Below are 11415 nucleotides of genomic sequence, written 5' to 3'. Positions count from 1 at the left end.
GCCGACGCCGCCGGCCGCCGCGTGCACCAGGACGGTCTCGCCCCGCCGCACCCGAAGCGTCCTGACCAGCACCTGATAGGCGGTGAGCCCGGCCAGCGGGAGCCCGGCGGCCTCCTCGAAGGACACGCCGCGCGGCTTGCGGGCCAGGGTGCGCACGGGCGCGGCCACGTACTCGGCGAAGGTGCCCCGGGACAGGAAGTCCTCGCGGACACAGCCGATGACCTCGTCGCCGACGGCGAACTCCGGGACGGCGACACCGGGCTGCACGACGACCCCGCTGACGTCCCAGCCGGGGATCACCGGGAAGACGGCGTCCAGGACGGCGTCGAGAAGGCCCTCGCGGCACTTCCAGTCCACGGGGTTGACGGCCGCGGCCCGCACCTTGACCAGGACCTGGTCGGGGCCCACCTTGGGGTCGGGCAGCTCGCCGTACTCCAGCACCTCGGGTCCGCCGTAGCGGCGGTAGCTGATGCCCTTCATGCCCTCGACCCTCCGGGGTACCCGGACGCCACGCAACCGGGACGACCCGACACGCGGCCTTCGCCCGGCCGCCTGTCCGGCGTCACCCCCCGCACCCCGAAGGTGAGCACCATGACCACCCCCCACCAGGAACACACCGAGCACGGGACGCACCGCCACGGGCCGGGCTGCGGACACAACGCCGTACCGCACGGCGATCACCTGGACTACGTCCACGACGGTCATCTGCACCGCGAGCACGCGGGCCACTGGGACGAGTGCGAGCCGGCCGGGCACGCCGTCCACCAGGGGCACGAGCACGTGCACCACGACGAGTGCGGGCACGCGCAGGTGCCGCACGGCGACCACGTGGACTATCTGCACGGCGGGCACCGGCACGCCGAGCACGGGAACCACTGGGACGACCACTGACCCCGCCGCGTGGCAGGGTCCGACGGCTCCCCGGGCAGCGCGCCGGGGGGCCGTCGGCCTATCGTGGCTCCGGTCACGTTCGGCCGGATCTTCGCCGCGCGCACTGGACGACATACCGACCGGTCGGCATCATGAGTCGGGACTGTTCACCCCCGTTCGTAGGAGTGATGTATGAGCGCCGACCACCCGCCCGGACTCGACCTGGACCGGCTGCGCGCCCTGCTGGAGCGCGAGCGTCCCGGTCTGGTGAACGGCCCCCTGACCGGCCGGCTGATCGAGGGCGGACGGTCGAACCTCACCTACACGCTCTCGGACGGCACGTCGAAGTGGGTGGTGCGCCGGCCGCCGCTCGGCCATGTGCTGGCCACCGCGCACGACATGAAGCGCGAGCACCGGGTCATCAGCGCGCTGCACCCGACCCGGGTGCCGGTCCCCCGCCCGCTGCTGCTGTGCGAGGACGAGGAGGTGCTCGGGGCGCCCTTCTACGTCATGGAGTTCGTCGAGGGCACTCCGTACCGCACCGCCGGCCAGCTCGCCCCGCTCGGCCCGGAGCGCACCCGGAACGCGGTGCTGTCCCTGGTGGACACGCTGGTCGAGCTGCACGCGGTGGACCCCGCCGAGGTGGGCCTCGCCGACTTCGGCCGCCCGGAGGGCTTCCTGGACCGGCAGCTGCGCCGCTGGGGCAAGCAGCTGGACGCCTCCCGCAACCGCGACCTGGCGGGCATCGACGAGCTGCACGCGGCCCTCGGCCGCGCCCTGCCCGTCTCCCCCGCCCCGGCCGTCGTGCACGGCGACTACCGCCTGGACAACGTGCTGATCGGGCCGGCCGCCGAGGGGGGCGACGCGATCAAGGCGGTCCTCGACTGGGAGATGTCCACGCTCGGCGACCCGCTGACCGACCTCGGCCTGCTGGTGATGTACAGCCGGCCGCTCGGCATGCCGGACTCCCCCGTCTCCACCACCGCCGAGGCCCCGGGGCACCCCGACCCGCGGGAGCTGATCGAACGGTACGCCGCCCGGTCCGGGCGGGACGTGTCGGCGGTCTCCTGGTACACGGCGTTCGCCTGGTTCAAGCTCGCCGTGATCCTGGAGGGCATCCACTACCGGTACACCCTCGGCCAGACGGTCGGCCGCGGCTTCGACCGCATCGGCGACCTCGTGCCCGTCTTCATCCACCACGGACTGACCACTCTCCAGGAAGGCTGACCGGCATGGACTTCGCGTTCGACGCGCGCACCGAGGAACTGCGCGCCAGGCTCCTGGCCTTCATGGACGAGCACGTCTACCCGGCCGAGGCGGTCGCCGAGGAGCAGCGGGCCGCGCTCGCCTCGCCGTGGGACACCCCGGCCGTGGTCGAGGAGCTGAAGGCCGAGGCGCGCCGGCAGGGCCTGTGGAACCTCTTCCTGCCGGACGCCGAGCACGGCGCCGGGCTGACCAACCTCCAGTACGCCCCGCTCGCCGAGATCACCGGCCGCTCCCCGCACCTGGCGCCCACCGCGACCAACTGCGCCGCGCCCGACACCGGGAACATGGAGGTGCTGGCCCAGTTCGGCACCGACGAGCAGAAGAAGCGGTGGCTGGAGCCGCTGCTGGCCGGTGAGATCCGCTCGGCGTTCGCGATGACCGAGCCGGAGGTGGCCTCCTCGGACGCCACCAACATCACCACGCACATCGAGCGGGACGGCGACGAGTACGTCATCACCGGCCGCAAGTGGTACATCTCCGGGGCGATGAACCCGGACTGCGCGATCTTCATCGTGATGGGCAAGACGGACCCGGACGGCTCCGACATCCGCCGCCAGCAGTCCATGGTCCTGGTGCCGCGCGACACCCCCGGCGTCACCGTCCGGCGCGCCATGCAGGTCTTCGGCTACGAGGACCACTCCCACGGCGGCCACGCCGAGGTGGTCTTCGACCACGCGCGGGTGCCGGTGTCCCACCTCGTCGGCGAGGAGGGCGGCGGCTTCGCCATCGCCCAGGCCCGGCTCGGCCCCGGCCGGATCCACCACTGCATGCGGCTGATCGGCATGGCCGAGCGGGCGATCGAGCTGATGTGCCGGCGGGCCGTCTCCCGGACCGCGTTCGGCAAGACGCTGGCCCAGCAGGGCGTCGTGCAGAACTGGATCGCCGACGCCCGGGTCACCGTGGAGCAGCTGCGGCTGCTGGTGCTGAAGACGGCGTGGCTGATGGACACCGTCGGCAACAAGGGCGCGCACACGGAGATCCAGGCCATCAAGATCGCCACCCCGCGCGCGGTGGTCGGCATCCTGGACCGGGCGATCCAGCTGCACGGCGCGGGCGGGGTGAGCCAGGACTTCCCGCTGGCCGAGCTGTACGCGAGCGCCCGCACCCTGATGCTCGCCGACGGCCCGGACGAGGTGCACCAGCGGTCGCTGGCCCGCCGGGAGCTGAAGAAGTACCTGTGAGCCTTACGGCCGCAGCGCCCTCAGGAGGAGGTCGGCCAGATGGTCGGCCACCTCCTGGGGGCCGAGCGGTCCGTCGGGCCGGTACCAGGTCGACAGGTGGTGGACGGAGCCGAAGTGGTAGTCCACCACCAGGTCGGCCGGGGTCGCCGTGGAGAAGACGCCCGCCTTCTGCCCCTCCTCGATCAGCGCGCGGAAGCGCTCGTGGTAGCGCCGGCGCTCGGCGCGGACCTGCTTGTTCTTCTCCGGGCTGAGGTGGTGCATGGACCGGAAGAAGATCATCGCGTCGTCGAGGTTCTCGATCGTCGTGACGACGACGTCCGCCGCCGCGTCTCTGAGCCGCTTCTCCACGGGCTCGTCGGCGTTCGCGAAGGTGTCCAGCCGCTCCTGCTGGAGGCGCAGCACGCGCGCGTACACCTCGTGCAGCAGGTCGTCCTTGGAGCCGAAGTAGTGGTACAGCGCGCCCTTGGTGACGCCGGCCGCCTCCACGATCTCCTGCACGGAGGTGCGGTCGTAGCCCTGCTCGGCGAAGAGCCGGGTGGCGGCGGCCAGCAGCCGCTGCGGGACGGGCGTACCGTCTCCGTCCGTCGTCCTGGGCACTGCCGCCACCTGCCTTTCCGTGATGTTCACTCGGTGTTCCGGGAACGCAGTTCCCGACGGAGGATCTTGCCACTCGCTGTTTTGGGCAAGTCGGGCAGGATCTCCACCTGCCGCGGATACTTGTAGGCGGCCAGTCTCTCCTTGCAGTACACCGCGAGGTCGTCCGGGTCCGCCTCGGCCCCCGGACGGAGGCTGATATAGGCCTTGACGGTCTCGCCACGGTACCCGTCGGGCACGCCCACGACGGCCGCCTCGCGCACCGCCGGGTGCGTGTACAGCACGTCCTCGACCTCGCGCGGCCACACCTTGAAGCCGGACGCGTTGATCATGTCCTTCTTGCGGTCCACGACGTACAGCCAGCCCTGCTCGTCCATGAACCCGATGTCGCCGGTGCGCAGCTCGCCGTCCGGGAAGGTCTCGGCGGTGGCGTCCGGGCGCCGCCAGTAGCCGGGCACCACCTGCGGTCCGCTGACCACGATCTCGCCCTGCTCCCCGAAGGGCACCTCCGCGCCCCGCTCGTCCAGGATCCGGACCAGGGTGTCGGCGCCGGGCAGGCCGACGGACAGCGTCCCGGACGCGGGGTCCACGGGCGCCTCCAGGTGGGGCGGGACGGAGGCGCAGGGGGCGGTGCACTCGGTGAGGCCGTAGCCGACCCGGATGTACGGCCCGAAGCGCTCCCGGAAGCTCTCCACCAGGGCCGGCGGCACGGGCGCGCCGCCCGAGGACAGGTTCACGAAGGAGGCGAAGTGCTCGCGGGTGACGTCCGGGTGGGCGGCGAGCGCCATGTAGGCGGTGGAGGGGCCGACGGTGTAGTGCGGGCGGTGCTCGGCGAAGGCCTCCAGCACGACGCCGGGCTCGAAACGGTAGGTGAGCACCAGGGTGCCCGCGCTGTTCAGGCAGGCGCCGAACTGGCTGACCATGCCGGTGATGTGGAACAGGGGCGCGAGCGCGTAGTAGACGGGCGCCTCGGGCAGGGGCAGCCCGGTGGACTGCCGCTCGGCGTTGTGCATGATGTTGGCGTGCGTGTTGGTGGCGCCCTTGGGGGTGCCGCTGGTGCCCGAGGTGTAGCTGATGAGCGCGATGTCCTCCGGGCGCGGCAGGCGGCCCTCGGGGGCCCGGCCGCCCTGCCGGGCGACGGCCACCAGGTCGTCGGCGTCGGGGGCCTGGGGCAGCCGCTCGAAGGTCAGCACGCGCGGGTCGTCGCGCGTCTGGAAGTCCCGCTCGCACGCGGTGAGCACGATCCGCACCGGCGAGCCGGCGGCCGTCTCCCTCAGGTACGCGTCCCAGGCCCGGTCGGAGCAGATCAGCGCCGCCACCTCGCCGTCCCGCAGGACGTGCGCCACCTCGCCCGACTTGTACATGGGGTTGACCGGGACGACGGTCGCGCCCGCCTTCCACGCGCCGAGCACGGCCAGCACGAAGTGCGGGGAGTTCTGGAGCAGGACGGCCACCCGGTCGCCGCGTTCCAGGCCGCGCGCGGCGAGGTGGGCGGCGACGGAGTCGCTCAGCTCGTCGACCTCCCGGTAGCCGAGCCGGGCGTCGAAGTAGGCGAGGCAGGCGCGGTCGGGGGCCTCGGCGACGGCGGCGCGCAGGGCGTGCACGAGCGAGTCGGCGGGGTCGACCGGGGCGCGCTGGGCCTCGGTCAGCAGCGCGAGCCAGGGGCGGGCGGCGTAGCGGGAGGCGGTCATCGGGCGGCCTCCCACTTCTGCTGGATGTGGTTCATGGTGGCGAGCCAGCGGTCGGGCTCGCCGGCCCGCACCTGGTAGAAGCCGGCGACCTCGGGGTGCGGCAGGATCAGGAAGCGGTCCTCGGCGATGCCCTGGAACAGCGCGTCGGCCACGGCCTCCGGCTCGATCGCGGTGGGCTGGAGCACCAGGTCGCCCGCGCTGCCGGTGGCGGCCAGCATGTCGGTGCGGACGCCCTGCGGACAGATGGCGTGCACCTTGACCCCGCGGTGGCGGTACGTCAGCGACAGCCACTCGGCGAAGGCGTAGGCGCCGTGCTTGGTCACGCTGTAGGAGGGCGCGCCGATCATGGTCAGCAGCCCGGCGGCGGAGACGGTGGAGACGAACCGTCCGGCGCCCCGTTCCAGCCAGTCGGGCAGCAGTGCGTGGGCCGCGCGGACGTGGGCCATCAGGTTGACGTCCCAGGAGGTCGCCCAGGTCTTCTCGTCCAGGGCGCCGTCGAGGTCGCCGTCCTCGAAGGCGACGCCCGCGTTGGCGCAGTAGACGTCCACGGTGCCGCCGAGCGCCGCGCGGGCCTCGGCGACGATCGCGGAGGCGTCGCCCGGCACGGCGGTCCCGCCGATCTCCTCGGCCACCGCCTCGGCCTTCCGGGCGTCCAGGTCGTTCACCACGACCCGGGCCCCCTCGGCGGCGAACCGCCGGGCCAGCGCGGCCCCGATCCCACCGCCCGCTCCGGTGACGACCACTCCCGCATCCTGCACGGCTTCCACCATCGGTCTCCTTCGACACGGTGCGCATCGGCTCTGCCGGGACAGACTAACCAGTCGGTATGTGTAAAGGAAAGGGTGACTGCACCAACCTCTAGGGGCGCGGGGCGTTGTCGGCATGCGGCTCCGCCGCGCGTGCGCAAGAACCCCGAACGGTCCGCACGTGCCCACTCACCGGAGGACCCCATGCCCCTGTCCCGAAGAGACCTGCTCGCCTCGACCGCGCTGGCGGCAGCTCCCGTGGCGCCACAGCACCGCGAGCATCTCCGCACCGGCTTCGAAAGACTCGCGGCCGACGGCTACGCGCTCCTGTCCGGCCGGAGAGTCGGTGTCGTCACCAATCCCACCGGCATCACCAGAGACGCCGAGCACATCGTCGACGTGATGCACCGGGACCCCCGCGTCGAGCTGACGGCGGTCTTCGGCCCCGAGCACGGCTTCCGCGGCACCGCGCAGGCGGGCGGCTCCGAGGGCCGCTACGACGACCCCGCGACCGGCCTTCCGGTCTACGACACGTACCTGAAGAGCGGCCGGCCGCTCGCCGACATCTTCACCGCCTCCGGCGTCGACACCGTCGTCTTCGACATCCAGGACGTCGGCGCCCGCTTCTACACGTACATCTGGACCCTGTACGACTGCATGGAGGCGGCCCAGCTGGCCGGCAAGCGGTTCGTCGTCCTGGACCGCCCCAACCCGGTGACCGGACGCGCGGCCCAGGGGCCGGTGCTGCACAAGGAGTTCGCCACCTTCGTCGGCCGGCAGCCGATCGCGCAGGCGCACGGGATGACGGTCGCGGAGCTGGCCCGCCTGTTCAACGGGGAGTTCCTGACCGCGCCGGCCCCCCTGGAGACCGTACGCATGTCGGGCTGGCGACGCACCGGGTTCTACGACGCCTCCGGGCTCCCCTGGGTGCCGCCGAGCCCGAACATGCCCACCCCGGACACCGCGCTGGTGTACTCCGGCACCTGCATGTTCGAGGGCACCAACCTCTCCGAGGGGCGCGGCACGACCCGGCCCTTCGAACTCCTCGGCGCCGAGGGCCTGGACGGCCGCTGGGCCGCCGCGGCGAACGAGCTGGGGCTGGCGGGGGTGCGGTTCCGGGAGGCGTACTTCACGCCCACGTTCTCCAAGTTCCAGGGGAAGACCGTCGGCGGGGTGCAGCTCCACGTGACCGACCGGGCCGCCTTCGACCCCGTACGCACCGGCGTCGCGCTGCTGGTGACCGCCCGGAAGGTGTGGAGCGGCTTCGCCTGGCGGCCCGACCACTGGATCGACAAGCTCACCGGTTCCGCCCGGGTGCGCACGATGATCGACGCGGGGGCCGGCACCGACGAGGTGACGGGTGCCTGGCAGGAGGACCTGGCCGCGTTCCGGCGGATTCGAAAGGAATATCTCCTCTACAAGTGATACGCACCGTATGGCCAATTCCGCGTTCCCGCAGGACGATACGGGTGCAGCGCACCGTATGTCGGGGGACGAGGGAGCCTGGTATGGCGGATCCTGGGATGAGCGTGACTCCCTACTGGGAGCTGACCTTCGACGCGGACGGGGACGTGGCCGGCCCCGCCCGCGACCGGCTGCTGGCGCAGGTCACGGACCGCGGCGTCCGTGACCTGATCGTCTTCGCGCACGGCTGGAACAGCGACCGCTCAAGTGCGACGGCGCTGTACCGCCGCTTCTTCGCCCCGGTCCCGAAGCTGGCGCCGAAGGCCCGGCTCGGGTACGTCGGCGTGGTCTGGCCGTCGATGCGGTTCAGCGACGAGCCGATCCCCGACTTCCCGAGGTCGGTGGCGGCCGTGGAGGCGGCGGCGGAGCCGCGCCCGGCACTGGACAAGGACACCCGGCGGGCCCTGCTGGAGACCTTCCCGGGCCGTACGACCGTGCTGGACCAGCTGGCCCGGATGCTGGACGACCGGCCGGACGGGGTGCGGGGGCTGGCGGAGTTCGGCCGGCTGGTGCGGCTGCTGCTGGACGCGGACGGGCCGCAGGGGGTGGCCGACACCGACGAGGACGGCGAGCCGGCCGTGTTCGCCGGGGACCCGGTGGCCGCGTGCGAGGAGTTCGCCGGGGCGCTGGCCGCGCTCGACGCGTCCGGGGGTGCCGCGTTCGGCGTCCCGAACCCGTGGGAGGGGGCGAAGGAGCTGCTGCGGCAGGCGGCGTACTACCGGATGAAACGGCGGGCCGGGACGGTCGGCGAGCGCGGACTCGGGCCGGTGCTGGGGCGGTTGGCGAAGGCGGCGCCCGGGGTGCGGGTGCACCTGGTCGGGCACAGCTTCGGCGGTCGGCTGGTGGCGTTCGCGCTGCGCGGGTTGCCCGCGGGAGTGGAGACGGTGAAGTCGGTGACCCTGCTCCAGGGCGCCTTCTCGCACTACGCGTTCGCGGCCCGGCTGCCGCACGCCCCGGACCGGTCGGGGGCGCTGAAGGACCGGCAGCGGCGCGTCGACGGCCCGCTGGTGTGCTGCTACTCGCGCCACGACGCGGCCCTCGGCACGTTCTATCCGCTGGCCTCCCGGCTCGCCGGGGACGACCGCAGCTGCGCCGGTCACGAGATCGCGGCCGTGCTCGGGCCGCGGTGGGGTGCGCTGGGGCACGACGGGGTGCAGGCGGTGCCGGGCACCGCCCGGCTGGACCTGGCGGCGGCCCTCGGCGGCTCGCTGCCCGCGTCGGGCTGCGTGAACGTGGACGCGGCGGCCGTGGTGCGGCGCGGGGGCGCGCCGTCCGGGGCGCACAGCGACATCGTGCACCCCGAACTGGCCCGGGTGGTGCTGGCGGCGGGCCGCATCGCCTGACCCGCCGCCCGCGGCACCTCAGCGGTGCGAGGTGAACTCCACGACCTGCTGGTAGGTCGGCCGGTTCTGCCAGCCGATCTTGCCGTGCTTGATGCCGCCCAGGGTGCGGTGCACGATCGAGTCGGCGCACCACTGGTCGCCCGCCGCGCACTGCTCGTCGCCGGGGTAGACCTGGGCGGCGGTCTTGCCGGCCGCCTCCTTCAGGGTGCCGATCAGGATGTCCCGGCAGGCGGCGAGGCTGCCGTCGCCGCAGTACGTCCGGGCGAGCGGGCCGCGCACGGACTCCCCGAGCACCGCCCGGACGTCCTTGTCGACGTAGGACCACCAGCCGTACTGGAAGGAGCTGCCGGCGTGCGAGCCGGTCGGGCCGTGGCCGGCGGACGGTGCCTCGTCGACCGGCAGGTTGCGGGTGATCGCGGTGTAGAGGTCGGTGCCGAGGCCCGGCCGGAACTCCGCCTCGACCAGCAGCGGCCACCAGGCGTCCAGGATGCGGATCGCGTCGGCGTCGGCGTACTTCTTCGCGCCGGCCGACGTCTCGGCGCGCCTGGCGCCCGCGGTCACCCAGGCCCGCAGCTTGCTCACCGCCGCGGCGGCCGTGGAGTCGGTCACCGGCGCGGAGTCGATCACTTGGAGCAGCCTGGGCAGCACGTCCTCGGCGCGCAGATCGGCGAGGCCCGCGTCCGCCATGGCCTGCACCAGCCGGGCACGGGTCACCCCGCCGGCCGCGACCAGCTTCTTCACCCGGTCGTCCAGCAGGTTGCCGCGGTGCACCGAGCCGTTGCCCCAGGGCGCGGTCGTGTACTCCTCGGCCTGCTTGTTGTTCCAGGAGATGTAGTAGTCCTGGTCGACGGAGTGGGGGTGTGCGGAGGGCGGGGTGTAGTCGGCGGTGTTGCCGGCCGGGTCCCAGTTCCGCCACTCGTACGCCGGCCGCGCCCACACCGGGAACTCGGCGTCGACACCGCTCGCCCGGACCGGGTTGTCACCGCTGTTGTAATAGGCGGTGTGCTGTGAGTCGGCGTAGAACCAGTTGAAGGTGTAGTTGATGTGCTGCGCCGCGCGCTGGAAGTCCTCGGGTCCCTTGACGAAGTCGGGGTCGTTGAGCATCTGGAAGCCGATGATGGAGTCGGCCTCGTGCAGGTAGGAGGAGCGCAGGGTGGTGTAGGCGACCTTCTTGCCGCCGACGGTCGCCCGGTACTCCACCGGCCCGTACTTGGTCCGCCACACGCGCATGGTGTACGACCCGGCGGCCGTGCCGTCGGCCGTGGTCGGCTTCCAGGCGTTCTTCTGCTCGACCTTCTCCATGGCCGTGCAGGTGCCGCGGTACAGGTAGTGGTGGTCGTCCTGGCACAGCTCGACCGCGTAGGTGTCGATGATGTCCTGGCCGGAGGTGGTGGCGCTCCAGGCGTAGTCCTGGCCCCGGCCGAGTTCGACGTACATGCTCAGGCCCGCGAAGGAGGCGCCGCGGGCGCTGATGCCGGGGCCCTGGATCTCCTGGAGCATCAGCAGCTGCGGGGCGAAGTAGCCGGTCTGCGGGCCGAAGACGGCGATCGGGTGGCCGCCGGCGGTGTGTTTGCCGCTCACCACGAGGGCGTTGGACATGCCGCGTCTGGCCGAGCCGAGGACCGTCTGCGCGGCGGCGGCCGAGGTGCTCTCGGCGGTCGCCGTGGCCGCGCTGCCGGTCCGGTCGTACACCAGCGGTTCCGTGGTCACCGAGCCGGTGTCGGGCAGGGCCTCGCCCTGGGGGTCGGCGGGCTTGGTGCCGTAGGGGAAGCGCTCGCCGTTGTGGACGGTGAGGACGGCCTCGGGGTCGTTGCGTTCACGGAAGGACTCCCAGACCTTCGTGCCTTCCTCGACGCCGTACCTGGCCTGGGCGGCGAGCAGGGAGAGGGCGTTGTTCACCTCGCCGCCCCCGCCGGAGCCGAACAGCGAGCCGATCACGGAGGCCAGCGCCACCAGGTCGGTGATCCTGAAGTGTTCTATGGTGCCGGCGTTGGTGATCGAGTCCTTGTGGCCGGTCAGGACGTACTCGCCGGGGAAGTAGCGGCCGCTGTCGGAGGCGTCGATGTAGGCGTTGATGCCGTCGAGGTAGGCCTTGACGTCGGCGAGGGCCTGCTGGCCGCGGGCGCCGTTGTGCGCGACGGCGTTGTCGATCTGCGCCTGGAGGTCGGCCTCGGTGTAGGGCGCGTTGCGGTAGAACTGCTGCTCCAGGCCCTGGTTGGCGGGGGCGCCGCCGGCGAAGGAGGTCAGCCGGCCGCGGCCG

General features: G+C 72.7%; 10 protein-coding genes. 5 read left to right on the top strand and 5 right to left on the bottom strand.

Annotation, left to right across the window (positions count from 1 at the left end; genetic code table 11):
- A partial coding sequence (locus tag CCN44_RS15500; RefSeq protein WP_244203924.1) for an NADP-dependent oxidoreductase occupies positions 1 to 480 on the bottom strand: 480 nt, incomplete at its 3' end.
- Positions 481 to 591: 111 nt separating this feature from the next.
- Between CCN44_RS15500 and CCN44_RS15495 the strand changes: the two genes are divergently transcribed.
- From CCN44_RS15495 to CCN44_RS15485, 3 genes are all read left to right on the top strand, one after another.
- Positions 592 to 891 (top strand): hypothetical protein, encoded by a 300-nt coding sequence (locus CCN44_RS15495; protein WP_086697956.1) that lies wholly within the window; start codon positions 592 to 594, stop codon positions 889 to 891.
- Positions 892 to 1062: 171 nt separating this feature from the next.
- Entirely contained in the window at positions 1063 to 2097 is a 1035-nt protein-coding gene (locus CCN44_RS15490; protein ID WP_086697955.1) for a phosphotransferase family protein, read from the top strand.
- Positions 2098 to 2102: 5 nt separating this feature from the next.
- Positions 2103 to 3317, top strand: coding sequence for an acyl-CoA dehydrogenase family protein (locus CCN44_RS15485; RefSeq protein ID WP_059248450.1), 1215 nt, complete (start codon positions 2103 to 2105; stop codon positions 3315 to 3317).
- Between the two features lie 3 nt (positions 3318 to 3320).
- Here the strand turns inward: CCN44_RS15485 and CCN44_RS15480 are convergent, their stop codons facing one another.
- Genes CCN44_RS15480 through CCN44_RS15470 form a run of 3 tightly spaced genes read right to left on the bottom strand, consistent with a single transcriptional unit; the run spans position 3321 to position 6372 of the window.
- The gene (locus CCN44_RS15480; protein ID WP_059254869.1) at positions 3321 to 3914 is read right to left on the bottom strand and encodes a TetR/AcrR family transcriptional regulator; all 594 of its coding nucleotides are present in this window, start codon (positions 3912 to 3914) and stop codon (positions 3321 to 3323) included.
- A gap of 26 nt (positions 3915 to 3940) precedes the next feature.
- The gene (locus tag CCN44_RS15475) at positions 3941 to 5602 is read right to left on the bottom strand and encodes a class I adenylate-forming enzyme family protein (RefSeq protein ID WP_059248451.1); all 1662 of its coding nucleotides are present in this window, start codon (positions 5600 to 5602) and stop codon (positions 3941 to 3943) included.
- Positions 5599 to 6372 (bottom strand): SDR family oxidoreductase, encoded by a 774-nt coding sequence (locus CCN44_RS15470; protein WP_059248452.1) that lies wholly within the window; start codon positions 6370 to 6372, stop codon positions 5599 to 5601. The genes CCN44_RS15475 and CCN44_RS15470 overlap by 4 nt, the downstream gene beginning before the upstream one ends.
- 180 nt (positions 6373 to 6552) lie before the next feature.
- Between CCN44_RS15470 and CCN44_RS15465 the strand changes: the two genes are divergently transcribed.
- Positions 6553 to 7773 (top strand): exo-beta-N-acetylmuramidase NamZ family protein, encoded by a 1221-nt coding sequence (locus CCN44_RS15465; RefSeq protein ID WP_086697954.1) that lies wholly within the window; start codon positions 6553 to 6555, stop codon positions 7771 to 7773.
- An 83-nt stretch (positions 7774 to 7856) separates the two neighbouring features.
- On the top strand, positions 7857 to 9155 hold the full coding sequence (locus tag CCN44_RS15460; protein ID WP_059248454.1) for a hypothetical protein: 1299 nt from the start codon (positions 7857 to 7859) through the stop codon (positions 9153 to 9155).
- Between the two features lie 18 nt (positions 9156 to 9173).
- Here CCN44_RS15460 and CCN44_RS15455 read toward each other — a convergent pair.
- Positions 9174 to 11415 (bottom strand): penicillin acylase family protein (locus CCN44_RS15455; RefSeq protein ID WP_086697953.1); only part of this gene is annotated, 2242 nt, incomplete at its 5' end.

The sequence above is a fragment of the Streptomyces tricolor genome (genome assembly GCF_002155905.1).
In the GTDB taxonomy this organism is placed as follows: Bacteria; Actinomycetota; Actinomycetes; order Streptomycetales; family Streptomycetaceae; genus Streptomyces; species Streptomyces tricolor.
Note: the sequence above shows the minus strand (reverse complement) of the source record. Positions and strands in the feature narration are given on the sequence as shown.